Annotated in this window: 25 protein-coding genes; 7 read left to right on the forward strand and 18 right to left on the reverse strand. The window is 69.0% G+C overall.

Features of this window, described 5'->3' with window-relative positions:
* Nucleotides 1–315 precede the first annotated feature (315 nt).
* From TsocGM_RS09605 to TsocGM_RS09650, 10 genes are all read right to left on the reverse strand, one after another.
* Entirely contained in the window at nucleotides 316–1,308 is a 993-nt protein-coding gene (locus tag TsocGM_RS09605; protein WP_126725090.1) for an anti-sigma factor family protein, read from the reverse strand.
* Nucleotides 1,309–1,389: 81 nt separating this feature from the next.
* Nucleotides 1,390–1,950 (reverse strand): RNA polymerase sigma factor, encoded by a 561-nt coding sequence (locus TsocGM_RS25945; RefSeq protein ID WP_158633460.1) that lies wholly within the window; start codon nucleotides 1,948–1,950, stop codon nucleotides 1,390–1,392.
* Between the two features lie 191 nt (nucleotides 1,951–2,141).
* Nucleotides 2,142–3,485: an IS701 family transposase gene (locus tag TsocGM_RS09615; RefSeq protein ID WP_126725092.1), complete on the reverse strand. Its 1,344-nt coding sequence runs from the start codon at nucleotides 3,483–3,485 to the stop codon at nucleotides 2,142–2,144.
* A 303-nt stretch (nucleotides 3,486–3,788) separates the two neighbouring features.
* Nucleotides 3,789–4,556 (reverse strand): hypothetical protein, encoded by a 768-nt coding sequence (locus tag TsocGM_RS09620; RefSeq protein ID WP_126725093.1) that lies wholly within the window; start codon nucleotides 4,554–4,556, stop codon nucleotides 3,789–3,791.
* 136 nt (nucleotides 4,557–4,692) lie between these two features.
* Complete coding sequence (locus TsocGM_RS09625) at nucleotides 4,693–5,133, reverse strand: thioredoxin family protein (RefSeq protein ID WP_126725094.1); 441 nt, start codon at nucleotides 5,131–5,133, stop codon at nucleotides 4,693–4,695.
* Between the two features lie 329 nt (nucleotides 5,134–5,462).
* On the reverse strand, nucleotides 5,463–6,305 hold the full coding sequence (locus TsocGM_RS09630) for a hypothetical protein (RefSeq protein WP_126725095.1): 843 nt from the start codon (nucleotides 6,303–6,305) through the stop codon (nucleotides 5,463–5,465).
* Between the two features lie 292 nt (nucleotides 6,306–6,597).
* On the reverse strand, nucleotides 6,598–7,677 hold the full coding sequence (locus TsocGM_RS26955) for a redoxin domain-containing protein (RefSeq protein ID WP_315850371.1): 1,080 nt from the start codon (nucleotides 7,675–7,677) through the stop codon (nucleotides 6,598–6,600).
* A 39-nt stretch (nucleotides 7,678–7,716) separates the two neighbouring features.
* The gene (locus TsocGM_RS25665; RefSeq protein ID WP_148114872.1) at nucleotides 7,717–7,881 is read right to left on the reverse strand and encodes a DinB family protein; all 165 of its coding nucleotides are present in this window, start codon (nucleotides 7,879–7,881) and stop codon (nucleotides 7,717–7,719) included.
* A complete protein-coding gene (locus TsocGM_RS09645; protein ID WP_126725098.1) occupies nucleotides 7,878–8,222 on the reverse strand; it encodes a DinB family protein in 345 nt (114 codons plus the stop codon). Before TsocGM_RS09645 ends, TsocGM_RS25665 begins: the two co-directional genes overlap by 4 nt.
* Before the next feature lie 42 nt (nucleotides 8,223–8,264).
* Nucleotides 8,265–9,290, reverse strand: coding sequence for a DUF3179 domain-containing protein (locus TsocGM_RS09650; RefSeq protein WP_233578694.1), 1,026 nt, complete (start codon nucleotides 9,288–9,290; stop codon nucleotides 8,265–8,267).
* A 349-nt stretch (nucleotides 9,291–9,639) separates the two neighbouring features.
* On the opposite strand from TsocGM_RS09650, the gene TsocGM_RS25950 reads away from it, so the two are divergent.
* Together TsocGM_RS25950 and TsocGM_RS09660 are read left to right on the forward strand one after the other, a co-directional pair.
* A complete protein-coding gene (locus TsocGM_RS25950; protein WP_158633461.1) occupies nucleotides 9,640–10,329 on the forward strand; it encodes a Crp/Fnr family transcriptional regulator in 690 nt (229 codons plus the stop codon).
* A 169-nt stretch (nucleotides 10,330–10,498) separates the two neighbouring features.
* Complete coding sequence (locus TsocGM_RS09660; protein WP_126725101.1) at nucleotides 10,499–10,972, forward strand: anti-sigma factor family protein; 474 nt, start codon at nucleotides 10,499–10,501, stop codon at nucleotides 10,970–10,972.
* Between the two features lie 509 nt (nucleotides 10,973–11,481).
* On the opposite strand, the gene TsocGM_RS09665 is transcribed toward TsocGM_RS09660, so the two are convergent.
* Nucleotides 11,482–11,697, reverse strand: a complete 216-nt coding sequence (locus TsocGM_RS09665; RefSeq protein ID WP_126725102.1) for a YHS domain-containing protein — start codon at nucleotides 11,695–11,697, stop codon at nucleotides 11,482–11,484.
* A gap of 18 nt (nucleotides 11,698–11,715) precedes the next feature.
* On the opposite strand from TsocGM_RS09665, the gene TsocGM_RS09670 reads away from it, so the two are divergent.
* From TsocGM_RS09670 to TsocGM_RS09685, 4 genes are all read left to right on the forward strand, one after another.
* Nucleotides 11,716–12,000 carry a hypothetical protein gene (locus TsocGM_RS09670; RefSeq protein ID WP_126725103.1) on the forward strand — a complete coding sequence of 95 codons (285 nt, stop codon included), beginning with the start codon at nucleotides 11,716–11,718 and terminating at the stop codon, nucleotides 11,998–12,000.
* 396 nt (nucleotides 12,001–12,396) lie between these two features.
* Entirely contained in the window at nucleotides 12,397–12,708 is a 312-nt protein-coding gene (locus TsocGM_RS09675) for a hypothetical protein (protein WP_199756745.1), read from the forward strand.
* Nucleotides 12,709–12,876: 168 nt separating this feature from the next.
* On the forward strand, nucleotides 12,877–13,833 hold the full coding sequence (locus TsocGM_RS09680; protein ID WP_126725104.1) for a hypothetical protein: 957 nt from the start codon (nucleotides 12,877–12,879) through the stop codon (nucleotides 13,831–13,833).
* A 51-nt stretch (nucleotides 13,834–13,884) separates the two neighbouring features.
* Complete coding sequence (locus TsocGM_RS09685) at nucleotides 13,885–15,099, forward strand: aminotransferase class V-fold PLP-dependent enzyme (protein WP_126725105.1); 1,215 nt, start codon at nucleotides 13,885–13,887, stop codon at nucleotides 15,097–15,099.
* Nucleotides 15,100–15,199: 100 nt separating this feature from the next.
* Here the strand turns inward: TsocGM_RS09685 and qatD are convergent, their stop codons facing one another.
* The 5 genes from qatD to TsocGM_RS09710 form a co-directional block, all read right to left on the reverse strand.
* Nucleotides 15,200–15,964, reverse strand: coding sequence for a Qat anti-phage system TatD family nuclease QatD (gene qatD / locus TsocGM_RS09690; protein WP_158633462.1), 765 nt, complete (start codon nucleotides 15,962–15,964; stop codon nucleotides 15,200–15,202).
* A gap of 2 nt (nucleotides 15,965–15,966) precedes the next feature.
* On the reverse strand, nucleotides 15,967–17,295 hold the full coding sequence (gene qatC / locus TsocGM_RS09695) for a Qat anti-phage system QueC-like protein QatC (RefSeq protein WP_126725107.1): 1,329 nt from the start codon (nucleotides 17,293–17,295) through the stop codon (nucleotides 15,967–15,969).
* Entirely contained in the window at nucleotides 17,292–17,942 is a 651-nt protein-coding gene (qatB, locus tag TsocGM_RS09700) for a Qat anti-phage system associated protein QatB (RefSeq protein ID WP_126725108.1), read from the reverse strand. Before qatB ends, qatC begins: the two co-directional genes overlap by 4 nt.
* 292 nt (nucleotides 17,943–18,234) lie before the next feature.
* Complete coding sequence (locus TsocGM_RS09705; RefSeq protein WP_126725109.1) at nucleotides 18,235–20,229, reverse strand: KAP family P-loop NTPase fold protein; 1,995 nt, start codon at nucleotides 20,227–20,229, stop codon at nucleotides 18,235–18,237.
* A gap of 116 nt (nucleotides 20,230–20,345) precedes the next feature.
* On the reverse strand, nucleotides 20,346–20,789 hold the full coding sequence (locus TsocGM_RS09710) for a hypothetical protein (protein ID WP_126725110.1): 444 nt from the start codon (nucleotides 20,787–20,789) through the stop codon (nucleotides 20,346–20,348).
* Between the two features lie 474 nt (nucleotides 20,790–21,263).
* On the opposite strand from TsocGM_RS09710, the gene TsocGM_RS09715 reads away from it, so the two are divergent.
* Entirely contained in the window at nucleotides 21,264–22,754 is a 1,491-nt protein-coding gene (locus TsocGM_RS09715) for a hypothetical protein (protein ID WP_126725111.1), read from the forward strand.
* Nucleotides 22,755–23,196: 442 nt separating this feature from the next.
* Here TsocGM_RS09715 and TsocGM_RS09720 read toward each other — a convergent pair whose 3' ends face one another.
* A complete protein-coding gene (locus TsocGM_RS09720) occupies nucleotides 23,197–24,120 on the reverse strand; it encodes a nucleotidyl transferase AbiEii/AbiGii toxin family protein (protein ID WP_199756746.1) in 924 nt (307 codons plus the stop codon).
* Entirely contained in the window at nucleotides 24,117–24,719 is a 603-nt protein-coding gene (locus tag TsocGM_RS09725; RefSeq protein ID WP_126725112.1) for a type IV toxin-antitoxin system AbiEi family antitoxin domain-containing protein, read from the reverse strand. The genes TsocGM_RS09720 and TsocGM_RS09725 overlap by 4 nt, the downstream gene beginning before the upstream one ends.
* Nucleotides 24,720–24,759: the final 40 nt, after the last annotated feature.

Below are 24,759 nucleotides of genomic sequence, written 5' to 3' on the forward strand. Positions count from 1 at the left end.
CCGGCAAGTCCGCCAAATCGCACCAGGCGTATCGGGCCGGCCCGATTTCGTGTGAACTGATCGACCTCCACGGCCCGGGAGACTGCCCGAGCCCGCTGACTTGTCGCTGCAAGTTCTCCAACCACCGGCGGATCGGCGTCGGCGGCCCGTGGTCCATCCGCGCCAGGAGCCGCGAGACCCGCCGGGTAAAGGTCGCTATCTCACTCGGGCAGCACCCGCCCGCAGCGGTGATTCGCGACGCATCAGCCGCCAGTTCCCGCACCTCGGCTGCAAGCCAGGCCGCCTGCGGATACGTCGCCTCCTCGATCGCCATCGTCACACCCCCCTCGGGATCGTCGGCGCATTGCCGGTGAGCCGGGCCGCCCTCGTCAGCCCGGAGAAGTCGCGGCGATCGATCCCTGGATCGGTGCTCCCCCAGCGAGGTCGTCGCGCCAGGCGGACGGCAAGGCGGCCTCGCCCCATCTCCCCGGCGATCTTGTCGTCTTCGGGCCGGATGAGATGCCGGGGCCGTCCGGAGGGATGAGCCTCGTGGTAGCTGCCGTAGGCGTCGAGGATCCTAAGGAGCTGGCCGGGCTCCGCCCGCCCGACGACGAGCACGATGTTGCGGTCGACGACCGCCATCGCCATCTCGTAGGGCCCCTGGCGGCAGCGGTGCGTCCCCTCGCGGTGGATGGCGTCCCGCTGGTGCGGGAACGCGTCGAGGCTCTCGCGCGGGAGGACGAAGATGGAGACGGGGGAGTCGCCGACCTCACCCACGAGGTAGGCCGCCGGGCGGTCGGCCAGCGCGCAGACCCCTGTCCCGCGGACCGCGAAGCCCGCGTCGCGCCGCGGCGGGCAGCGGACCGGGAACGACACCCGGCGGCGCAGGTAGCGCTCGACCTCCAGGTCCGAGCGGCTGCGGAACGGGACCGACTCCCGACCGTCCACGAGCCGTTCGTGCCAGGCGGCGGTCAGCTCGGCGAGGTCCGCACCCCCGGGATCCGGGGCGGAGGCCCACGGCCCGAGCCAGGCGATCGCTGCGAGCGTGGCGGCGCAGGCCGCCACGCCGGCGACCAACACCCAGTGGCGGGTCGGTGCCGCCCGCTGGTCGAGGCCGGAGCCCGCGAGGACGCGGGCCCACAACTCCGGGGTCTCCGGCCCGGCCCGCAGCTTCTCGGCGATCAGGTGCTCGAGTCGGCTCTCCTGGTGGAACCAGCGGGCGCAGTCGGGGCACGTCGCCAGGTGCTCGCCGACCTGCAGGTGCAGCTCGGCGTCGCCCTCGGAGTCGTGGTACAGGTTCCAGTGCCGTCGCGCTTCGTCGCAGGTCATCGTTGGCCTCCCCCGACACCTGTGCCGGACCCGGCAGGACAGTTGATCTGAGCGGCGAGGATCGGTCGACCCGGGAACGCCTCATTCGATCTCAGCCCCGCCCGGGCCGAGCAGTCCCCTCTCCCCACCGAAGTCTGCGAGTCGCTCCCGGAGCCTCTGGCGGGCCCGCGACAGGCTGGTCATCACCGTGCCCAGCGGGATGCCCAGGATCTCGGCCATCTCGCGGTACTTGAACTCGCCGATGGCCCGGAGCAGCACCACGGCCTGCTCCTGCGGGGGCAGGCCGCGGACGGCCTCGGCCAGCACCTCGTCGCACTGTTCCAGGACCGCGTCCGGATCGTCCCGCAGGGCCTCGACGAGCGGCGCATCCGCCGGCATCTGCCACGTCGGCTCGACGAGCACCTCGACCTTGGATCCCATCACCTGCGGGGCGCGCCCGGAGCGGCGGTTCGCATTGAGGATCTCGCCGTTGATGTAGCGGAAGATCCAGGCCCGGAAGTTCGTGCCCTCGACGTACAGGTCGAAGTCTCGGTAGGCGTTGGCGACCGCGGCCTGCAGCACGTCGCCGACCTCGCCCCGGTCCCGGAGCGAGCGGCGGCAATACGCCTCGAGCGCCCCGCGGAGGGGGCCCAGGTGCCGCATGAAGCTCTCGGCTTTCGATCGCTCACGAGACAAGGCTTCTCTTCTTCCGATCGGACGCCGTGGACGGCTTGCTCTCCAACCAAGGGAATGTCGGGAGGGGCGTGAATTATTTCGAGAGCGGCGAGGGTCTCGAGGGTGGGACGATTGAATGGCCTGTCCTGCAAGCTGCTCTTTGCCAGTGGCGACCTGCGTCAGGCCACCATCCTGACCACTCCTTCCAGCAGTGGGCGGATTTTCTCCGACCACGGCAGCGGTAGCCTGACCCGCCGGAATTCCTCCTCGACCATCGACCGCTGCAACGCCTTGCGGCGGTCGGCGTGCGACGGCCGACGATCCGGATCGTCCCACGGGCGATCCCGGCGGTCCCTGACTTCCTCGGCCGGGCGGCCCCAGGCCCACACCTCGACCAGCGTGTGGACCCAGAGGTTGAGGTTCAACGCCCCGACGTTCGACCACACCCGCCGCAACTGCACCTGCTCGATCCCCTCGACCTCCTTCAGGTCGGCGAAGCCCTGCTCGATCGCCCATCGATCGTGGATCGCCTGGACGATCGCCTCGACCGAGGCACCGGGGTCGGTGCAGAGGTAGGCCCGCCACTCGCCATCCGGCTCCTCGACGATCACCACCCGGATCGTGCCCCCGGCCGGCCGCCAGGTCGCCAGGAAGCTCTTGGCCATGCGGATCACCTCCCGCCCCCTGATGGTCGAGGCCCGCACCTCCTGCCATCCCCGCCGCTGCCCGGCCCGCTTGGCCAGGCTGATCGAGCCCTTGCCGTAGATCGGCGGGCGGCCTCGCCCTCGCTTCTGCCCCGGCTTGAGCGGCGGCGGCAGGTCGCTCAGGTCGGCATCCCGTCTCAGCCGGGCGACGACGACGAAGCCGGCCCGCTTGGCCGGCTTGAGAAACTCCCGGTTGCCGTAGGCCCCATCGACGGCGACCCAGGGCCGTCGCCCCGGATCGGCGATCCGGCCCCCCGCCCAGCCGATCAACTCGGCGGCCAGTTGCGGCTTGGTGCGGAAGTCCCACTCGACCTCGTCGGGCAGATCGGGGATGTCCCTGTCCCGGATGTAGAGCCGCCCCAGCAGCGGCAGGCCGACGACCCCACCCTGATGGTGGTGGACGATGCGGCTGAGAACCACCCAACTGTGACCATAGAGGAACTTCGATCCGGCCGGCCCCGGCGTGGGGTTGTGATGGACGCCGGCCCCCTGGACCTCGGGGCCGTATCGCTTCGTCGGCGTGTCGTCGATCGCCAGCAGCAGCCGCTCCTCCGGGGCGATCCGGCCGAGGACCAGGCCGAGCAGGACCGTGGCGACTTGGGTCACCTTGCGGCCGAGGTGGTCGAGGAAGTAGTAGTAGGATCGGAAGGCCCGGCCGATGCCGGCGGCCCGCCACCAGCTGGAGGCGGTGCGGCGGCCGGAGGCCATGAGGATGCCGGCGACGACGGGGGCCAGTCGCCAGGCACAGCGGCGATGCAGCGGGGCGGCCAGGGCGGCGACCCAGGCGGCCCACTGGGCGGTCAGCGTGATGGCGAACACCCTCGTCCCTCCCCGGTGCGATTGCGGCGGTGTTGCAACCGCAAGCGTGCCGGGAGGGCGGGGGCTCGTTCAAGCCCCGAGCCGTCGGACAGCCGTCAGAAGTGGCAAAGAGCAGCTGCAAGTGGCGTGCGTCGAGAAATGGCAACGAGCAGATGGCCCGTCCGCCGTCGCCGGCGATGGATGCCCGGGCCGTCCGCTCGGAATGGTCACCCATCGCGGTGGCGATGGAGCCCATGAAAGGAACTTGTGGTGGTCGGGCCGTGGGGTTCGACGGGTCCCGGCGGCCGACCGATCCTCACCGGTTCACTCGGCGTCGAAGCCCAGGCCCGGGAAGGTGAGCACGTTGCGGATGTTCGCGACCAGGCGACCGTCGGCGCCGACCCGGGGGATGGAGATCCCCTGGGCGAGCCCGCCGCCGAAGTCGTCGAACGAGTCGCTCGTCAGGCGGCACTGGAACAGGATGCCCTCCTGGAATGGGTTGGGGATGATCGGCTCGGCGGATTCGTAGTGGATGATGATCTCCCGGTCCCCGCGCCGGCCGTTGCCCACCCCGGGCGCGGCGATGTTGTAGTCGCCGAAGACCATGACGGTCCCCTCCGGCACCCACCGGCCCGACGGCCCGCCCCAGGTCCCCCTCAGCGTGGCGCCGCCGGCGCCGATGGTGACCATGAAGCCGCCGTCGCGGACCACCCAGCCCTCGGGCGGCACGTTCTCCCCGGAGACCACGTAGGCGCGGTACTCGTTCCTCGGGTCGAGGCCGAAGGCGGACGAGCGGCCCGGCGGGACCCCGAAGGTCGCCTGGAAGTAGGCGTCCGCCCGCGCCCGCTCGGCGGCGATCTGGGCCGGGCCGCGTCCCATCACGTCCCGGTGGAACCAGAGGGCGAGGTCACCCTCTGCCGGCGGGATGCTCGGGTCGTAGACGCCCGCCGCCGAGTAGACGAGGTACGTCCCGAAGGGCTCGGGGGGCGGCGGTCCCTGCGGACGGTTGCCCTGGGCCGCCGACAGTGCGGCCCCCACTCCCGCGACCATGACGACGAGGACCGGGACGGCGAGTCGCTTCTTGCTGCGCATAAGACTTGTCCTTCTCCTGGCGGGTTCTTCGGATCGAGCATCACCCCACTCCGGGCGACGCCGCCGCGAACATCCCAGGAGCGGGCGCCTCGTTCCGTGTGCCGCTTCACACTCGCCGCATCCCGACGCCCCGGCCCTACCGGGGTCGACCCGCGACGAAGGGGCGGATGAAGCCGAGGAAGCCGACCCGGTCGAGATACCCCACCCGGCGGGCGACGATCCGGCCGGGCGGCGCGACGACGACGATCGCCGGGACACCCTCCGCCCCCAGCGTCGCGACGAGGGCCTCGTGGCCCAGGTCGCTCGCGTCGATCTTCAGGGGCACCGTCGCCCCGTTGAGCACGCCGACGACCTGGGGGTCGAGCAGCGTGGTCCGCTCCAGCCGCCGGCACCAGCCGCAACCCTCCGACTCGACCACGATCACGACCGGCCGACCCGACCGACCCGCCTCCTTGAGCGCGGTGGCGTAGTCGGCGCGCCAGGCGACCTCGGACGCCGTCGCCTCGACGGTCGAGGCGCATGCCAGAACGGCCGACACGGCCATCCCCCAGCTGATCGCACGAGCGAATCGTCCCATCGTACGGTCCCTCCCCTGTTCGATTCGAGTGATCGATCCCGTCGACGGCCCCGGCCGTCAATGACGGGCCGAGACCGGCACCCTAGGAGATCGGCCACTCGGGCGGGGGAGGAACGTGAACCACGGCACACTTGCGGCGCGTGGGGCGTCGGGCCCGTCAGGTCGCGAGGAACCAGGGCCGCGTCGTGGGATCGCTCTGGAAGAAGTCGAGCAATTGCCGGGCGACCTTCAGGGCACCGCGCGGCGAGGGGTGGGTCCCGTCGGCGGCGAAGTCGCCGCGGGAATAGGTCAGGCCGTCGCTTCGGGGCGTCGCGCCGTCGGCCCAGAGATTACGGCCCCCACGAGAGCCAGGGCGCCTCCACCGGACCGCGCAAGGGGTCGAAGTTCAGCCCTGGTGAGCCGGCGAGCTGCTCCTCGATCAGCCACTTCACCGCGAAGCCCGACTCGAAGGCGAAGGGCTCGGGGTTCAGCGGGGTGCGAGCGTAGCCGCCGAACGTCCGGCTCGAGACGTAGGCCAGCTGCAGGTTCGGGAACCGATCCTCCAGGAGCCGCGTGATCCGCTCCAGTTCGCGCTGGAGGACCCGCGCGTGGGTGGGGAACTGGCCCCGCGGGCCCGCGTCGGCCAGCTTGATCCAGACGACCTGGACCTGGGCCGGCGTGACGCCGGCGCGGGCGAGCCGCGCGTCGATGGTCCGCCAGAACTGCAGGCCCTTCGCCCGGTCGCCGAGGATGACGTTGGCCGCCATCCCGCCCTGGGCCCCATCGACAATCACCAGGTCGGGATTCGTGTGCGGATCGGCCTCGGCGATCGTCCGGAACGCGTCGAACTCGATCGACGTGTTCGACATGCCGATCGAGAGCAGCACGATCCGGCCGTCGTCAGCAGGCCGGCCATCGCGGTCGAGCGGCCGGACGGCTCGGGCCCGCTCCAGCCCGGCCTGCTCGTGCTCGGCGGGCCGCCGGTTGCTCCCGCCCGGGTAGAGCCCCCCCTGCTCGCCCCGATAGGTCCCCTCTCCGAGGTCGGTCAGGGGCACGGCCTGGATGCCGACGCGCGGGAGGGAGCGGGGGCTCCCGGGGAGGGTGATGCCCCGGACCGGCCGAGGGAACGCGAGGAACGGCCGGCCGCGACCTACTAGCGGCGGCACTCGACGGCCGTCGATCTCCCGGAACATTGCGACGGTCTCGATCGCGAGGACAGGACGAGGGTGCAGGTCCCGAGCGACGACGGCGGGCGATTCGAGGTGCTCAGGCGGCGCGGCCCCCAGTGGCCCGATCCTGGTCCCGTGCGAGAGCAGCGCCCGCGGTTCCAGGGATTCGAGATCCGCCCGGCGCGCGGCATGCTTGCCCCGCCTACCTCGATCAGGTCGTTTCATCGCTCAGTCCCTTCGAACGTCAAGGGGAACCAACGGCACGAACAAACCTCTGGATCAGCTCTCCCCGCCGATTACGGCGTCGGGCCAGGGTCTACCTCCGCTCGATTTGCTGCACCTGCTGGATCAGCTCGTCGGACGTTGGTCGATCGTCATACGCCTTGGCCCGGTGGCCGAACCGGAGGATGCCGTCGCGGTCGACGAGGAACACGGCCGGCCGGTTCGACCACTCGGTGTGGATCTGCATCTGGAAGGCGACGCCGTAGGTCGCACTGACAACATTGGCCGGGTCGGCGAGCACCGGTACGTGCAGATCCTCAGGGTCGAACCCGGCCTCCTTGAGCATGTGCCGGACCCGATACGACTCGTGCGGATCGATGACGAGGACCTGCGCACCCGCCGCGGCGAAGTCCTCCAGCCGGTTGCGCAACTGCGCAACTTGTCCGTGGCAGACCGGTCAGGTGTCGCCGTAGATGAACACCAGCACCACGGCGCGCTCGCCCCGGAAGTCGCTCAGGCGATAGGTGTTTCCGAGTGCGTCGGTAAGCGTGAAGTCCGGCGCGGCCTCGCCGACCCGGGCCGAGTCCATCCGCTCCAAGTCGAACGATCGGAGTCGGTCCCGGATCGCTTCGTCCAGCGGCTTGCCGTCGCGCTCAAGGGCAAATCGGACGTGCGCCCGGACGTCGCGGTTGGCGTCTTCGGACTCGACCCGCTCCAGCAGCGGGGACGGCTCCAGCCCGCCGATCGCCCCCAGGGCGTCGGCAGCATACAGCCGGGCTGCCGGCGCTTCGTCCCCGGCGAGCGTCCGCTCCAGCCCCGCGTCCGCGCGCGGATCGGCCAGGTAGGCCAGGGCCTGGGCCGCGAGGACCCGCACCTCCGGATCGTTGTCGTCGAGCGCCGCGACGAGCACCGGGACTGCACCGGGCCCGAGGCGTACGAGGCCCTGGAGCACCCGCATCCGCGTCTTCCAGCCCCGATCGTCGAGCGGCCGCATGTGCTCCTGCGTGGCCTCCCAGCCGGCGCGGAAGCGGGCGATCCACTCCTCCGCGGACCGGGCGGCCTCCCGGACCGGCTCTCCGCCCATCGGCTGGGCCACGACGGGGCCCGCCGGGCCCAACCGACCGACCACGGACAGCGCAACACAGCATCCCAGGACTCGCGCGGCAACACTCATCGAATGGCTCCTTTCGGCTGTCCGGACTTCGAGCGGGAGTCAGTAGAACTTGCCATGCCCCAAGAATCGCCTCAGCAGGCCGATCTGGCCGGCGTGACGCATCTCGTGCTGGCTGCACCAGGCCAGGACCCCGTATTTCGTGGTGCAGTTGCGCAGCGGGGTCAGGGGCGGTTGGTCGAGTACTTCGTCGGGGAGGCCCCTCAATTCAATTCCTCGAGGGCTCGCCGATGGACCCGATCCAGCACCGCCCGGATCGCGCCGGGACGAGGATACGTTGCCGGATCGGGATCAGGAACCGACCCACGCCCGAACTGCGTGAGGAACCCGTCGGAGATCAGATGGGGATCGTCCGGCCTGACCCCCCGGATTCGCTCCAGGGCCAGACGATACTCCGCGAAGGCCAGGTGGCCGACCTGCCAGGCGACGTGGGTGATGCCCCCGCTCGGCATGCGGAACCAGTCGCCCTCGGCGATGTCGTCGAGGAGGCTCAGGCTGTATCGCCGCGCGGAGCCGATCTGATCCACAAGGAGTTCGAGTCGGGACATCGATGGACTTCCGTTGCTGACCTGGAGATCCGGCGGCCTCGCTCACCGGATCATGGCGATTTCCGTCTCCGGATGGAAGGCATACCAGGCGAACCAGAGGGAGTACATCCACCGGAGCCCCTCGTCGGCCTCGACCACGCGCAGGCTCTCGGACCGGGGATCGTAGCGCAGGGTGAGCTTCCGCCCCGCGACCTCGTCCTTCACGAGCGTCGGCTCGCGCCGGTCGGCGAACGCGGCGAGGGGGTACGCCTTGGCGGCGCCGTCGGACCACACGCCGAGGACCTTGGCCTTCTCCGGCAGAAGATCGCTGGTCGGCCGGGCGGGGAACATCAGGCCGGGCCGGTCGAGGTAGCCGCGGTACGGGTCGGCCCGGTAGTCGCGCGGGTGGCCGGTGCGAGCCGACAGGACGGTCGTGTCGGGGTGCCGCGCCCGCCAGTCGCGCCAGGTGGTCAGCTCCACCGGCAGGGCCCGGAGCGGCTGACCGGCCTGGGGCCCGGAGACGGCCTCGGCCTTCAGCTGCGACCAGAGCCCTTCCGACCGCCCGCCGCGGTCGTACATCAGCACGTTGCTGTTGTAGAGGAGCCCGGAGACCCCGAACTCCTTGACCCCCTCCGGCGTCCGGCGGTCGAACGCGGCCACCGAGTCGCACAGCGGGCAGTAGGACACGACCACGGGCACGCCCTGGATGGTGTCGTTGACGACCTCGTGCCAGGTGAGGATCCGCAGCGGGTAGGCGCGGGCGTCGCCGCCGATCACCACGCCGGCGACGCGATCATCGGGTCGGAGGTATTGTGCCCGATCCGCCGCGATGAACTCGGGATCGGTCAGCGCGGGGATGCCATCCTTCGGCGGCCCCCCGGCACGGATCTCCTCGCGCGGGATCGTCGCGCGGCTCAGGTCGAAGTCGGGCGACGACGGCCGGACCTGCGGCTGCCGGGCCAGGGCCGTCGCCCACTCGTCGCGATCGAGATAGAACTTACCGGCCGCGACGGCCACCAGGGCCAGAGCGATGGCCAGCTTCGCCCCGCGATACCGCTCGCGGCCACGGTCACGGATGTTATCGGTCATTGCCAATGGAGAAGACCCTCCCGGGCGCCTCGGCCCGCCGTCGCTCACCCGGCGGAGGCCCAATTCCGCCGATGCCCTGCAACCACTCAATGGGCGACCGGTCGCGGCTGGGACCCCGGGAGTCGACTATCGCCCGTCCGGCGGGCGAGCGTCTGTACGAGGGCTCACAGTCGGCGCGGGCCGCGTTCGGGATAATTGCCGGGGCCGGAGTGTGGCCTCGGGCATGGTCCCCATGAGGTGGAACTTGTTGTTCCCCAAGGACTTCCCTATGATAGATGGCTGGGACGTCGCCGCCGCGAACGGTACGGCGGCCGTGGAGCACACGGACGACGCCACGGATCGCCCGGCCATGAATGACTCGAAGCTCTGGTACCTCAAGCGCTGCGACCTGTTCGAACGGCTGACGCCGGAGCAGGCCGCTCAGCTCGACCGCCGCGCCGCGATCCGCTCCTTTCGCAAGGGTGAGCTGATCTACTTCCCGGACGACGAGAGCAAGAGCGTGCTGGTCGTGGCCCGCGGGAGGGTCAAGATCAAGGGCATCACCCCCGACGGCAAGGAGTACATCCTGGCGTTCATCGAAGAAGGCGAGATCTTCGGCGAGCTGGCGCTGGTCTCCGACGGGCCGCGGGACGAGTTCGCCGAGGCGGCCGAGGCGACGGCGGTCCTCGCGCTGGCCCGCGAGGACCTGGTTTGGCTCATCGAGCAGCGTCCCGACCTGGCGCTGCAGATCACGAAGCTGCTGGGACTGCGCCGCAAGCAGATCGAGAACCGGCTGCGGAACCTGCTCTTCCGCAACAACCGCCAGCGCGTCGCGGGCGTGTTGCTCGAACTCCTCGAATCGCACGGCCAGCGCAACGGCCAGGGCTGGGAGATCGGCCTGCGGCTGTCCCACCAGGACCTGGCGAGCCTCATCGGAGCCACGCGGGAGACGGTGACGATCGTCCTGGGCCAGATGCAGCTCGACGGGCTGATCCGCGTCCGACGCAAGTGCATCACGGTCCTCGACCGCGAGGGCCTGACCGAAGAAACGAGCCTCTGATGGCCTGCATTCGCCGGGGACGTCGTGAACGCGACATGTGTACGATGGCTAACAGAAATCGCTGTGTGAACGAGGAATACTCATTGCAGGGAGGTTGCCGGATGAATGCGGCGGATGTTTTACGACGGCGAGGCAGACATCGCGGAAGGATCTTCGGGGAGATGGCCGCATGAACCGCGGTGCTGGCGAGACCTGGACGGAATGCCCCGAGGGCGAGTTCGCACGCCTCGCGGCGCGGCTACGCGGGCGGAGACGCCAGCGGACGGCCCTGCGGGCGAGCGTCGCGATGGTGCTGGTCGCCGGCATCGCGGCCTGGGCGGTCCACGGCCGCCTCACGGGGCCCCGCGAGTACCAGTTCGCCGGGATCCGCTGCTCGCGTGTCCTGGAGCTGGCCCAGCTCTACGCCCAGGGCTCCCTCGAACCGGCGCTGGCCCGGCAAGTGCGCGCGCACGTCGACCAGTGCCCGCGCTGCCACGAGCGATTCGAGGCGATGGGCCTGGTCTCCGGGCTGCTCCGCGGGCCGGGCCGATTCGCGGGGCAACTCCTCACATCCGGGCCGCACGACGGCCGCTGTCCACTCCCGCCCTCGATCGATGAGGGGCATGACCACCGCGCCTGCGAACACCATCTGCACGCCGGCTGAGGAGAGCCCTCCGCCACCTTGTCCCCCCGCCAGGATGGCCTCGGAACGGGAGCGTCGGGATCGCCATATCAGAAAAAATCAAAAGGCACTGACCGAGTCCCGCCTTCACGCGCTGCTCCTCACCCGAGGATCCCGTGTCCGGTAGGCCCGGATGCGCTCCGCGGCCGCATCCTCATCATCCCGTTGCGTTTTCGAGCCTGGCATGCTCGCCGTCGCGGACCCGGCTCCCCCAAACCGCCTCGCCGTAGAGGGTGAGCGGTCGACCCGTGTCCTGGAGATCTTTCAGCCGCACATGTTTGAGTGTCGGCCGCGGGAGTCCCTGTCCCGGCCCCCCGCCCTCTCGACCTCACACCTCGCCCGCGGCCGGTCGATCTCCGGTCCCGTGAGCTTCCCCCAGTCGAATTCGATGTCCTCGAACCCGCGCCGCATCTCCAGCCCCGACATACGGCGAGGGAATGATCGTCGAGAAATCGAGGGGAAGCACCTCGGAGCTGCCGGTGTCAATGGGCTCACCCTTGCTGCCCCGGTTCCTGGCCGACGTAGCGGCGCGGGTCCTCGTCGAATCGTCGCTTGCAGCCAGGAGAGCAGAAGTAATAGGTCCTGCCCTCGTACTCACTCTCCCCCGCGACCCGCTCGGGGTCCACATCCATGCCACAGACGGGATCCTTCACCCGCTCGGGCCCACCCGTCACGCTCCGCTCAGCGACCAATCCCGGCCGCGACATGATCAGCAGGACACGGTGATGGCTCAGACGGGCATCCCGATCCAGCACGACGGCAAGACCTACTTCGGCTACTGCCAGATGTACAGCGGCCGCATCGCCGCCGACCCCGAGCGGTTCACGAAGGCGAAGGACCCGATCACCGGCGTGACGATGGACAAGCCGACCGCGTTCATCTACGGCTTCCGGGGGAGGGCTTATTACTTCGAGTCCGAGGCGACTCGCGGGCAGTTCGGCAAGGTCCCGCAGTGGTACGCGGTCGACCGGCGGTCGAAGAGCGAGGCAAGCGTAGGCGTGCGGGAGTGATCGGGCCCCGGACGGGCAGCGTCGCCCCTTATCGGTCATTTTGGGGATCGTCACCGGTATCTCCGTGGTTCGTCTCTTCAACCCCAATTCATCTACTCGCCGTTGCTGGGTTTACCTCGCTTCTCGGCGGTTGTATACGAACTGCCGAGAGGCCGATGATGCCGAAGGTTTTCGGGGCTCGCGCGTGAGGCGTGAGGGGGCCGCCCGGATGGTCGCTGATGCGATCGCCCGGGCGGCCCCTTTCTCGTCCGATCCACCCGTGGAGCCCATCGCTCGAACGAGCAGTCCAGGACGTTGCAGCAGGGCGGCCTGCCATTTCATGGCGGCGCGCTCACCCGGCTGTCCCGAGGTGTTGAGCATGCAGGCGATCGAATGAAGCACCGAGGAGCATCAACGATGGTACGCAAGAACGCCACCCAGCCCCAGGGACCGGAGCCCCTGCCCGCCGACACGCCTCCCCCCGAGGAGCCGAGGCGGCCCGTGCAGGAGTTCCGCCTCGGGCGGATCAAGGCTGTCGTCTGGGAGAACGAGACGCAGCTCGGCACGCGCTACAGCGTCGCCTTCCGTCGTCTCTACAAGGACGACGCCACCGACCAGTGGCGCCAGTCCACCTCGTTCAATCGGGACGACCTGCCGCTGGTCGCGAAGGTCGCGGACCTCGCGCACACCTGGATCTTCGGTCAGATCCAGAGCGACGCGCCGTTCTGAGACGATCGCTCCGAGCAGGGACGCTCGGGGCGCACCCTCTTTCGAAGGTTCCCTCCAAAAGGATTGCCGCGTCATCCGGCCTCCCCACCGAATTCTTCACACCATGCATAGAAGCAAGGCGGTGGTGTCGGAGAGCACCGCGATCCGACCCCGCACATCGATCGTTTATTGCCCGGCCGCCTCCCCTGCTGTACCTTCCGCAGCATGCCGCAACCCCGCCACGAGCCCCGCACCCGCTCCGTCATCCTCAGCTTCAAGTTCGTGGGCATCGCCTTGGTCGGCTCGCTCACGATGGCGCTGGTCAGCACTTTCGCGCCCCTCCCGGCCCAGATCGCCGTCCTCGGCGCCTGCGTGAGCGTCCTCGCCGGGCTCTTCGTCGCCTACGTCGAGCAGGAGGACGTCCGCGAGCGGCGCCGCGCCGAGCTGCTGGAGAAGCTCCGCATCCCGCTGGCGCTGGCCCCCGAGCACGACCTCTTCGACCAGTACTCCGCCTTCGCCGAGGCCCTGGCCGAGCTGGCCAGGCAGGCAGACCCCGTGCTCCGCCAGTTCGCGCTGCTGAAGCTCGCCTCGATCACCGAGCAGGTCCAGTCTATGGCCCGCGGCACGGTGGTCTTCGCCAGCACCGAGACCTGGCGCACCGTCTATGAGCAGCTCCTGGAAAGCCCCGGCCTGGACTCCTACCGGTCGGTCGCCTGGGTCAAGACCCGCGACTACTGGCAGGACCCGCCCGGCCGCCAGAGCATGCGGCTCAACTTCGAACTGGCCCGGCGCGGCATGCGGATCGAGCGCATCGTGATCCTCCGCGACCACCTCTGGACCAAACTCGACCCCCTGCCCTCCCCCGACATCCGGCCCTGGCTCGAGGAGCAGCACAACCAGGGCATCTGGGTCTCGGTGGTGCGGGAGAGCGAGCTCGCGTCCGAGCCCGACCTCCTGACGGACTTCGGGATCTACGACGACCGGGCGATCGGGGTCCAGGAGCTCGACGAGCAGTCCCGGACCATGCGCTTCATCCTCTGCTTCGACCGGCCGAGCCTCAAGCTGGCCCGCGACCGCTGGGCCCGCATCGCGCTCTACGCCACCTCCTACTCGGACCTCCTTGACCGGGACCAGGCCGGCCAATAGGATCTGATCAGTAGGTTTCGATCCGGCCTCGCGCTGTCCCGGGGGCGGCCCATGCCCACGCAGTTGTACCTCGACACCGCACGGCTCGGCCTGATGGGTCCGAGGGTCCAGGGAGCTTGCCGCGACTTCGCCCGGTTCTGTGGGGACGAGGGCGCATCGGCGGCCGCGGAACGATTCCTCCGCCGCGGGGCCGAGGATCGGTCCGACGAGGTGCGCGTCCGCTATCCGGGGCTCGCCGACTGGAGAGGGCTCGAAGCGTTCGAGCGGTCCCTCTGCGACCTGGTGGCCGCCCCCCCGGGGGCGCAGGTCCTCACCGCCCAGCGCTCGGCCCAGCTGATGCGGCTCACCGCCCGGGCGATCGCCCTGCGATGCGGACGCGTCCTCTACACCGACCTGGAATGGCCCGGCTACGTCGCGATCCTGCTCTCGGGGCTGCAGCGGCTCGGAAGAGAAGCGATCCGCGTGCCCGTCCGTCAGGCGATCCTGCAGGATGGCCTCTCCGCCGAGGACTTGGCCCGGATGCTCGCCGAGCACTACCGAAGGCGCGGCTGCGATGGGCTCTTCCTGAGCGACGTGAGTTTCGAGGGCTTCCGACTGCCGGCCAGAGGGCTCGTCGAGATCCTCTCGCACCGGGAGCCGCCCCGGCTGGTCGTGCTCGACGGGGCCCAGGCGATCGCCCACACGCCCCCCGACCTCGGCTCCTGCGACATCTACCTGGCGGGCTGCCACAAGTGGCTCGGGGCCGGGAACCCCACGGGTCTCGCCCTCTGGCCCAGGCGACGCTCCCAAGGATTCCTCCGGACGACCTATGATCAGATGGTGGCGACCGGCGAACTCGACGACCCGCTCCTGCTCTTCACCCGGCAGCTCCAGGGCGAGGCCCTCGAATCGTTCGGCGAGACGGTCGGGCTGGCAGGCCTGTTCTCGTGCGCGGCCGCGGTCACCGAGCATGGCGACCGGGATGAGGGTCGCCTGCGGCTCGAGGCCCGCGTCGCCAACGCCCGGGCACTCGCAGCGGCGATGGCCGGGACCGGCTGGCGACCCCTCTCCCCTGCCCCATCACTCCGGTCCGGTATCCTGCTTGCACAGGCGGAGGGCCCCGAAGTCCGCTCCGCCCCTCCCGGACGGATCCGGGCCGCCTTCCAGCGCCGGGGGATCGCCCTGACGACCTACGACGGAGGCCTGGCCCGCCTCTCGATGCCGGCCGCCCCGTGGGAGGCCGACGCGCTCGACCGGATCCGCTCCGGGTTCCAGCTCTGCTGCTGATGGGTCCGACCCGATGGACGGGAGGCTCGAATGGCCGCGGGCATTCGAGCTCGGAGTGCCATTCGCGGACCTCCGCTAGCCCCTGCGGCGCAAGCGCCCATCACCCATCGCCGGCAATGACCTCGTCGAAGTTCGACCGTATCACGTGACTCGCCTCTTCCGCATCCACCCGCCACATCTCCGCGAGCCGTTCGACGACAAGGTTCACGTCCGAGGGCACGGCGGGCTTTTGTCCCACCGTGATGAAGGGGCCGTCCGTCTCGGTGAGGATGCGATCGGCCGGCACCCTCGACACCAGGGCCAGGCTCTTCTTCGACGAGATCATCGCCGTGTTCACCGAGATGTAAGCACCATTTTTCAGGGCGCGATCGAGATCCTTCACCGTCCCGCTATACCAATGCAGGATGACCTTCCCGGGAAACGAGCCACCGACCGCATCGATGACGTCCGGGGCGGCCCGGCGGGAGTGGACCGTAATCACCTTGTCCCCATGCTCCGCGCACGCGCCCAGGATCCTCGCGAAGACCTTCCTCTGGAGCCGATGGTCTTCAGGATCGATCGACGTGTAGTCGAGGCCGACCTCTCCGACGAACCGGGTCGAGTCGAGCAGGGCGACGAGGCGCCCGACCTCGTGGGACCGGGAGGCGACCAGCTGGGGATGGAGCCCGACGGCCGGATACAGGTACCGGGCCCGTTCGGCCAGGGCCCTCGTATGGTCGAAGACGAAGGGCGAGTTCGTCACCGCGATCGTGCGGACCCCGAGCCTCTCCGACAGCCCCGCCACCGCCGCCGGATCGGGATACAGATCGACGTGGCAATGCGTATCGATCAACCCAGCGGATACGTCGCCTCGCGTCGCACCCATGATCATGATCCGCCCCGCAGGAATCGCCGGACCTCCTCCATGCCACGCCGGTAGACATCGACCAATCCCGCGATCTCCCCCGGCGGGACCGGGCCGGTATCGATGACGTCGAACAGGAGCCGAGCCCGGCCGCTCGTCGAGACCCGCTCCACCGCCATCTGGAATGCCCGCAGGTCGTGCCCGGTGTCGCTCGCCACGTCCGGCGGGTCAGCGATCACGTCGACGAGGTAGTCTTCCGGTCGATCCAGGCCGGCCTCCCTCATCGAGGCCCTGCGGATGATGCACGGCACGCAGTACCCGCAGTGCTGCCCGGGGGACTTCCGGTGGAATCGGCCCACGTCCGGGTGCGAGCAGGAGACCGTCTTCCTGGCCCCCTCTGCGACCAGGGTCCGATTCTTCGCGTGCCCCAGCATCTCCCCCTTGGTCTGGAACCGATACGGGGTTTCGAGCGAGACACGAATCCCCAGGTGCCGGAGCAGCTTGGCGAGCAGCCCCAGGAAATACGGGTGTGTCGTGCGAGTGCTGAGGCTCCCCATGCGCGACGGAGTCAGCGGGACGTTCAGGGAGATCAGCCCGTTCTCCGGTACGAACAAGGCGGATTCCTCAGCCCGACAGGACGCGACGAGGACGCCGAGGGCGAGGAAGAGGATCGAGCGGGCGCGGCTCGTCAGCTCCCGGTCCGTCTCCGACTCGTATGGGGGCAGCAGGTAGAACCCGAAGCGGTCGTACCTGCCCTCGTGGGACCGATCCAGCACCGACCAGACTTCCTTCTGGGCCGAACTCGTGGCGCCCCCGGACCCGTAGTGCCCGACGAGGGTCGGCCTGCCGCCCGCCTCAAGCAGATCGAGGGCGCCCACGAACGAATCGAGCCCGCCCGAGAAGAGGCAGACCTGGGCGGCCTGGCCGGGCTGCATGCGCCGCGACCGGAAGCCCTGGGGAGGTCCTATTGGCTCCCTGCCGCGGAAGACCACCTCCCAGTGGTCTCCGGTCAGGAACCCGAGCATCTTGACGAGCGTGTCGGTCGACTCCCGCCAGAGTCCGACGTCGACGACCGGCAGGTGCAGGATGATGTCCCGGGTCCACCGATCGTACGCGGTTTGGCGCCTGACGCGAAAATCCGCCGAATAGGCTGCGATCGCCAGGTTGAGGAGGTCGAGGGTCGCGTCGTCGGGGTAGAGCCCCGCCTTGAGGAGCTTCGGCATTACATCGTTGCGAACCGAGATATCCGGCCTGGAGATTCCGAGGCCGAGCTCGATCCGGGCTTCCCCGCCGGCCGCCTCGGCCCTGTAGCGATCGCCGTCGCCGACGAGACAGACGACATGATGCCTCATTCGGACGCCTCCAGCAGATCGTATGCCTCGCGGTACAGCCGGTCGATGATGCCCCTCCCCTCGGAACCTGCCCAGTCGATCCTGAGCACGTCCACCGAGCCCAGGTCGAGCCGGACGGTCTCCCGTACATAGTCCTTCACCTCGCGCTCCAGGCGGAGGGCTTCGGCGGCGCTCACGGCCCTCACCTCGATCCTCTGGCTGAGCTCCTCCAACCACCTCGTATACACGTACGACTCGATGGAAATCCGGATAGAGTCTCTCACCGCGTCGGCGTCCATCGAATCGAGCGTGCCGGCGTCTCCCTCGGGGGTGACGTATCGCTCGTAGAGATGAGCCAGGGCTTCGTCGATCGCTGCGCGGGCTGCCGCGGACTCGAGCGTGGCCCCGTCGGGCGCGATCGCATTGGCGATCGCCGCGAAAACCTCGTCGACCGCCCGTCCGACGACGCCGGTGAGGCCGAGCTCGCGAGCGGCCCGGTCGATGCCACGCCGCAGGACGTCGGCCAGGAAACCTCCCAGCCGCGCCGTCCCCGCCCGGCCGCTCGCCGCGGCCCTGGCCGCGTTCCTCGCCCCACCCTTGGCCCCGACGTAGTTCGACGCGGCCCGCTTCAGCGACGTCCTGCCGCCCCCACCCGTGAAACGGGTCATGTTGCCCTTGGCAGCCTGCCAGCTGCCCCCCGGGTCTGGGGGCTGGTTCCCCGTCGGTGTTTCCTCCGGAGCCTGCCCGTCCCCTGCTTCATCCTGCTGGCCGGACGATGGCTCCGTCGCAGGATCCGTCACGGGGTCTTTGGGGACTGATGGTTCCTCGCCTCCGGGGTCTTCCGGCTCCGCTTGCGGTTCCGGCCCGGGCTCCTGGGTCTGCTCCGGGTCGAGGGCCCAGGGGGGCAGCAGTGGAGGTCCACCCGTCGGCCCGCCGTAAGAGCTGGAGGTGCCCATCGCGTCACTTCCTCCCGAGCTGGAGTTCGGCGGCCTTGGCGAGGCGCGGATTGCTCGTGTTGGCCTTCCAACGCTCCAGCAGCTCGTTCCCGGCGGCCTCGCTATCGGTGCCCTGCGTGAGCCCGAAAACCCGGGGCGGGATCGCCAGCGGCAGGGCGGCCTCCGGCATCCGCCCGAGCAGCGTGAGCAGCTCCCCCATCAGCTCCCGCCGCACGCCGGCCCATTCCATGAGCACGCCGAGGGCCTCGCTGGCGCCGTCTCGTTCGTCGCGCTCGACCTTGGCGCCGAGGGCCTCGAATATTGCGGCCGCCTCCGCCTGATTGAGTTCGCCGGCCCTCCTGAGCGCGGCCATCCGGACCCCCTCGCTCTCGCCGAGCAAGTGGTTGAGGAGTTCCTGGGCGGCCGGGCTCATCCGCTGGACGGCACCGCCGATCGGCCCCAGGGAGTCCCGAGAGAAGAAGAAATAGGGGCCCAGGTTCTCGTCGGCCAGCAGCGGTTCCGACTCGACCCACTCGCGGAGCCACGGGTCCGACAGCCATACCTGAAACTCTGCACCGAGGTCCGGCTGCGAGGGCTTCTCCACGGCGGTCGGTGCCTTTTCCGGCTTCGCCGCGCGCTTCGCGGGGACCTCGGCCTTCGCCTTCCGGGGGCCGTCGCCGCCCCCCCGATCATCCCCCGGCACGCCCACGGGGTCGGCCTCGGGCTCTTGATGGACGGCTTGCGGCCTGACCGTCCTCTCGAGGAGGGCCAGTTCTCCCGGCTTGCCGCCCTGCTCCGCCTGGAGTTCGGCCAGCCGCTTGAACGACTGCGGCCGGAAATATTCGAGCAGCATGAGCTTCGCGAGGACGCGATCCTTGAGGCCGATCTTCCTGGCCGCAGCCATCCCGGATCGCATGAGCAACGTATTGAGGAACCTCTTGCACTGACGCGGGTTGCCGCTCAGTCCGACCGCGAGGACGGGGGCCAGTCGCTGGGAAAGGGCGAGGCGTTCGCCGAGGTCGTCCGGGACTTCGCCGAACAGCTCCTTGGCGATGCCGTAATTGAACGTGACCTTCAGGTAGGCCAGATCATCGCAGCCAACCGCCGCCGTCCTCGCCTTGTCGAAGTGCTCCCGATCGGTGATGGCCAGGCTGGAGAACAGCAGGTTCATGTAGGTTTCCAGCTCGCACCTGCTCAGGGGCGGGACGCGGACGGGGAACTGCACGAGCTTCTCGAGGTAATCACGCCCCACCTCGACCCGCTCGCCGGGGAGTTCGGGGAACCGCCGCCGCACGGCGTATTTCACCAGCCGCTCGTCGGCCCCGATGATGAAGGCAGTCCTGGGTACGAACAAGAACAGCTTGATAGCTTCCAGGGTCTCGATGATCGTGTCGGGATTGCACCTGTCGAGGTCGTCGATGGTGACCACGAGGGTCTTGAGCTCCGTCTCGTTCAGCAGCTCCTCGAAGTCCGAGCGGAAATCCCGGACGCTGCGCTGGAGATTCTGCCCGGGGTCCTCATCGAAGAACTTCTCCAGCTCCGCCGGGTCGATGTCCTTCGCCTTGCTCGCGGCCTCCTTGACCATCCCGACAAAGTCCGCCCCGGTCGCGAACGCCAGACCGGCGGGTCCTCCCGCTGCGAAGGCGATGGCATGCTTGCTGAGCGAACCGAGGACCCTCAGGACGTTGACCCGTTTCAGGAGCCGATAGGCCGCCTCTTGCGCCTTCAGGCCGAGGGTCCTGCGGCCCCTGATCTCGTCGATGATCGTGCCCATGAGGGCGGTTTTCGCGTCCTCGTAACCCTCGAAGACCCAGCCGTTGAACGAGAGGACCAGGACGCCGTCATCGCTGCGCAACTCTGACTCGACCATCTTGAGGAGGCTCGACTTCCCGCTCCCCCAGTCGCCGAAGATCCCGATGGTGGTGGGCAGGAGCCTCTCGCTGCGGATGATCGACGTCACCGCCCCGACGAGGTGATGGAGCCCCAGGTAATCGATGTCGGTTTCATTGTCGGACCACATGGCGAAGCCCCCCGTGACGGCCCCCGATTTGATCCGCTTATTATACAGATGTCAACTCCGGAGAGGAGTCATGAAGCCACCGAGAATCGCCCGTCCTGTGCCGGTGCCCACCCCGCTTACTTCAGCCGCATACCGTCGCCGCGATCACCCCGATACAAGTAGCGGTGGATGCGGGCCCTCGCCGCATCCTCATCCCGCAGCGTGACGAATCGACCCCCTCCCGATCGGATCATCCGCACGAACAGCCCGCAGGGATTCCGCGTGCCGGCCACCAACGCATGCTCCGCCGAGGCGACGAATTCGAGCCTGGCGTGCTCGCTGTCGCGCACGAGGCCCGACCTCACCGCCTCGGCATAGAGGTCCAGCAGTCGACCGGTGTCCCGGAGATCCTCCGGCAGGACATGCCGGAGCGTCGGTCGTGGGAGTCCCCGCCCCGGCTCCCCTGCCCTCCCGGAATCGCACTTCGCCTGCTGCCGGTCGATCTCCGGTCCCTTGAGCTTCCCCCAGTCGATCTCGAGGTCCTGGAACAGTCGCCGTATCACCAGCACCGAGGCTGCCACGATTCGCCTGCTCGTGCACGTGCCGACTCGAGGACCCTCGAACCCTCTCGCGGGCCCCGACGAGCGGGGGTAGAGTTTCGCAAGCCGGAACTCACAGTCCGCCCATATCCTGGGGCATAATTGCTGAGCAGCTTGCCCGGACATCTTCCCCGGTCGGCGGCCCGCTACCTTTGAGGATCTCGTGACACAAATCTCCCCAGACCGGCCGCTACTTTTGGGGAGCGGCGCCGCTACCTTTGAGGGTCGAGATCGCTACTGTTGGGGAGCGGCTTCGCTACCTATGGGGGGCGGGATTGCTACCTTTGGGGAGCGCGATCGCTACCTTTGAGGCGCGGATTATCAATCGATTTTTTCGGCAACTCGTTCTGTGTTCCGGCCTTATGACAACACCGACCGCCCGTAGACTTTCTAGACTTTGAAGACTGACAGAGCGACAACAACACGGCCCGGTTGTTGTTCCCGTGGACTTCATCAATGCAAGCAGAACAGCTGCCCCTAGAGCCGTCCGACCTAGGCACGCTCAATGTCATCCGGGTGGAGACGGCCCTCTCGCGATACCCCGTGCATCGGCTTGCGAAGAAGGGCAGCATCGTCATCGAGATCCGCGAAGAGGACGAGCGGGGGCAGACGACCCTGCGCTGGGAGGTGAGCCACAACAGCCGCTACGGGCAGCCCGGACCGCTGGCCTACAAGGTCGACACCCTGATCGTGAACCGGAGGATCGAAGGCGCGCCCCGCCCCGTCCCCCGGGTCATCAGGCTGGGGAGCCTGCGCGACATCTGCCGGGAGCTCGGGGTCAACGAGGGCCAGGCCACGCGCAACGTCAAGAAGGCCCTCTATCAGAACGCCTTCGCCGGCATCCGGGCGAAGATCCGCTACAAGCTCGCCGACGGTGCCGAGCGCAGCATCGAGATCGGCGACACCCGCTACGCGGTCGTCTTCACAGGCGAGAAGCTCCCCGACGGCCGCACGGCGGACGCCGTCTACCTCATCCTCCACGACTTCTTCCGGGAGGTGGTCAACAACGCCACCACGCGCCCCCTCGACTACGACTACCTCCGGGGGCTCACCCCCGCCTCGCAGCGGTTCTACGAGCTGGTGAGCTACCAGATCTTCGGGGCGCTGAAGCACGGCCGCGCGCGGGCGCGGCTGGCCTATTCGGAATACTGCACCTATGCCCCGCAGACGCGGTATTTCGACTGGGAGCACGTGCGCAAGCAGATGGCCAAGGTGCATGCCCCGCATCGGAAGTCCGGCTACCTCGAGGATATCGCGTTCGAGGCCAGGACCGATCGCGACGGGCAGCCCGACTGGCTCATGCTCTACATCCCGGGCGCGAAGGCCAGGGCGGAATACCGGACGTTCACGAAGAAGGGGGGGACAGCCCTCCCGGCCGCCGAGGATCCGAAGGAGATGCCCGAGCTCGCCCCCTCCCCTGCCCCGGGTCAGACGGGCCCGGAGCAAGAGCTCATCGCCCGGGGGGTCACGGCCTTAACCGCTTCCGGGCTGGTTCGGGAGTATCCCGCCGATCGCATCGAGGCCAAGATCGAGGTCCTCGATTGGCTGCTCGAGAAGAAGGACAAGCGGGCCTCGGCGAGCCCGGCGGGGTTCCTCGTCGAATCGATCCGCAAAGACTATGCGCCCCCGAAGGGCTTCGAGAGCAGGGCGGAGCGGAAGGCGAGAGAGCAGGCCGAGCAGGAGCGGCAGCGGCAGGAGGCCGAGGCCAGGAGGCGGCAGAAGCAGGAGCAGGCCCGCGAGAAGGCGATACAGGTCAGGATCGCGAAGCACTGGGACGGCCTGACTCCCGAGGAACAGGATCGGCTCGACGCCGAGGCGCTGGAGCAGGCCGAGGAGTCGCTCGCCAGGTCCTATCGCGAGATGGCGGAGAGCAGGAACCCGATGGCGGCGGGATTCCTGCGGCTCATCCGCGAGGCCCACATCAAGAAGCTGCTCGGCATCTCGTAGAAAATGCGGCCGGTTGGCCCGGCCTCGGCGACGCGGATTGCCGGGGCGCTACGGCGAGCGGTTAATTCGTCGCCTCGCCGTGGACCTGCCCCAACGCTTCGGGCGGGACTTCGGCCGTTGGAATCGTCAGCAGACGCGGGCCTCCTTCCGCGCCTACCCGCAAAAAGTCCGGACACTGTCTGGATAATTCGACCTCTCCAGGTCCCTTTCCGCTGCCCTGGTCGCACAGAAGGTTCCACGGTGGAAGCCCCAGGGGATCATCGGGCTGACGGGCGAGATCCCGAGGGTGATCATGTCGCGGAACGAGGCCGCGGGACGATCTTTCGGGCTCCCGCCCGCACATCGGGAACGGTTCCACCGTGGAATCGACCGGCGATGACCGCGGGCGACGCCGGCCCTCGAACCTGCGGGCGTACGGGTCGACTGACCGCGGCGCGGCCAATCAGGCGCCCGACCAGGGGCCCCCCGGATTCCAGGTCTGGTCGAACGGAGTCTCGCCGACGATCGCTTGCACGGGTGGCATGAGGAAGCCGTCCAGGAACTTGCACACCTGCTCCAGGCCGGTGCCGCCCACGTCGAGCGCGCTCTTCCTGATGAACGCCTGCCACTGTCTGGACTTGCCGGCATCGGTCCCGAACGCCGCCGTCAGTGCCAGCGGGGTCTCGGCGGATAGCGCGGTCTTGCGCCTTCGGAACGTGGCCCCGATCGCCCGGCACAGCTCCGGTCCATCGAACGCGAAGCGGTTGGCGAGGAACCACAGGTCGTAGAAATCCTTCATCCGGCTGTTGGCGATCCCCAGCATCACCATCGCCTGGAACTTCTCCGCCACCACCGCCGGCCTCGGGTACGCCTTGAGCACCGGGGCCGGCAACTCCAGCATCGCGGGGTAAGTGAGCTTCGCCGGTCGCGGCACGACCGCATCCCCGAAGCCGACGTCCACTTGCAGGTCGATCCGCGCCTTCCCCAGGAATACCCGGCAGACCAGCCGCACGCCCTCGTACTGCTGGTCCTCCCTGATCCGATCGGCGGTCACGGAATCCGGGTCGAAAACCAGCCCGTCGTCCTCGACGGCTAACCCGCATACGGCACGGAAAACCTGGGCGACCGCTCCGAGCGAGGCGTCGCCCCTGCCGAGCAGGTCCAGGTCGCGGGTCGGACGATGCGGCTGATCAGCCCAGACCCGGAACAGCATCGCCCCTTTCAGGACGAACTCGTCCCGGTGCTCCGAGCGGCTCAGGCGATAGAGGAGGCGCTCGATGACGTAGCGGGTGAGGACGTGCTGGAAGTCCTCCCCCTGTCGCCGGGCCAGCATCATGAGCCGGTCGCGGACGGAGGCGGCGATGTTGCGGGGCCTGTCCTTGCTCACGCCAGCGACTCCAGGTACGGCCTCATCACGTTGGCCATCCGGCGGGCCCGCGCAGCGCCGTGCAGCTCGTCCATGGTCGCCCGCCCCCCTCTCCAGCAGTCGCGCAGGGCCTCCAGGGCCACGTCCAGCCCGATCTTGTTGCGGTACTTGAAACAGTCGGCCACGGTGTGGGACGGGTCGGTCACCCGCACGGGCACCCCTTCCACGGTGTGTCCCTCCACCCCCTCAGCCAGCGCGGCGCCGGAGAATCGCACCACCCGCAGCGGCGGGTACTCGACCTTCGGCAGCCGGGCCTTGCGGTCGATCGCCAGCCAGACCTCGAAGGGTGCCTGGGTCGTCAGCCCGTGGAACCGCAGGGCCGACAGGAGGCAGACGACGCCGTGCGGCACCCGCTTGCAGGCCTCGGCGAGGCCGTGGTGCTCGGTCGGTTCGCCCTCGGCCAGGACGTACAGGCCCCGGGAGGGGCGCTCAAGCACGCCCGCCCGGTGGAGCCGATCGAGGTAGGTGCGAGGGATCCCTCGTCCCTCGAGGTCGCGCGGGCGCACGACCCCCATGCGATGCACCAGGTCCAGCAGTTCCTCGGATTTCGTTCGCGGCATGTTACTTAGTGTAGGCTGTCGTTAATATTGGCCGACATTA

The sequence above is a fragment of the Tautonia sociabilis genome (assembly GCF_003977685.1).
Lineage (GTDB): Bacteria > Planctomycetota > Planctomycetia > Isosphaerales > Isosphaeraceae > Tautonia > Tautonia sociabilis.

Excerpts from the sequence above, each read along its gene's own strand:
- TsocGM_RS09605 (WP_126725090.1), bottom strand. The coding sequence starts at position 1,308 with ATGACCTGCGACGAAGCGCGACGGCACTGGAACCTGTACCACGACTCC.
- TsocGM_RS25945 (WP_158633460.1), bottom strand. The coding sequence starts at position 1,950 with ATGCGGCACCTGGGCCCCCTCCGCGGGGCGCTCGAGGCGTATTGCCGC.
- TsocGM_RS09620 (WP_126725093.1), bottom strand. The coding sequence starts at position 4,556 with ATGCGCAGCAAGAAGCGACTCGCCGTCCCGGTCCTCGTCGTCATGGTC.
- TsocGM_RS09625 (WP_126725094.1), bottom strand. The coding sequence starts at position 5,133 with ATGGGACGATTCGCTCGTGCGATCAGCTGGGGGATGGCCGTGTCGGCC.
- TsocGM_RS09630 (WP_126725095.1), bottom strand. The coding sequence starts at position 6,305 with ATGTTCCGGGAGATCGACGGCCGTCGAGTGCCGCCGCTAGTAGGTCGC.
- TsocGM_RS09645 (WP_126725098.1), bottom strand. The coding sequence starts at position 8,222 with ATGTCCCGACTCGAACTCCTTGTGGATCAGATCGGCTCCGCGCGGCGA.
- TsocGM_RS09650 (WP_233578694.1), bottom strand. The coding sequence starts at position 9,290 with ATGACCGATAACATCCGTGACCGTGGCCGCGAGCGGTATCGCGGGGCG.
- TsocGM_RS25950 (WP_158633461.1), top strand. The coding sequence starts at position 9,640 with ATGAATGACTCGAAGCTCTGGTACCTCAAGCGCTGCGACCTGTTCGAA.
- TsocGM_RS09660 (WP_126725101.1), top strand. The coding sequence starts at position 10,499 with ATGAACCGCGGTGCTGGCGAGACCTGGACGGAATGCCCCGAGGGCGAG.
- TsocGM_RS09665 (WP_126725102.1), bottom strand. The coding sequence starts at position 11,697 with ATGTCGCGGCCGGGATTGGTCGCTGAGCGGAGCGTGACGGGTGGGCCC.
- TsocGM_RS09670 (WP_126725103.1), top strand. The coding sequence starts at position 11,716 with ATGGCTCAGACGGGCATCCCGATCCAGCACGACGGCAAGACCTACTTC.
- TsocGM_RS09675 (WP_199756745.1), top strand. The coding sequence starts at position 12,397 with ATGGTACGCAAGAACGCCACCCAGCCCCAGGGACCGGAGCCCCTGCCC.
- TsocGM_RS09685 (WP_126725105.1), top strand. The coding sequence starts at position 13,885 with ATGCCCACGCAGTTGTACCTCGACACCGCACGGCTCGGCCTGATGGGT.
- qatD (WP_158633462.1), bottom strand. The coding sequence starts at position 15,964 with ATGGGTGCGACGCGAGGCGACGTATCCGCTGGGTTGATCGATACGCAT.
- qatC (WP_126725107.1), bottom strand. The coding sequence starts at position 17,295 with ATGAGGCATCATGTCGTCTGTCTCGTCGGCGACGGCGATCGCTACAGG.
- qatB (WP_126725108.1), bottom strand. The coding sequence starts at position 17,942 with ATGACCCGTTTCACGGGTGGGGGCGGCAGGACGTCGCTGAAGCGGGCC.
- TsocGM_RS09705 (WP_126725109.1), bottom strand. The coding sequence starts at position 20,229 with ATGTGGTCCGACAATGAAACCGACATCGATTACCTGGGGCTCCATCAC.
- TsocGM_RS09715 (WP_126725111.1), top strand. The coding sequence starts at position 21,264 with ATGCAAGCAGAACAGCTGCCCCTAGAGCCGTCCGACCTAGGCACGCTC.
- TsocGM_RS09725 (WP_126725112.1), bottom strand. The coding sequence starts at position 24,719 with ATGCCGCGAACGAAATCCGAGGAACTGCTGGACCTGGTGCATCGCATG.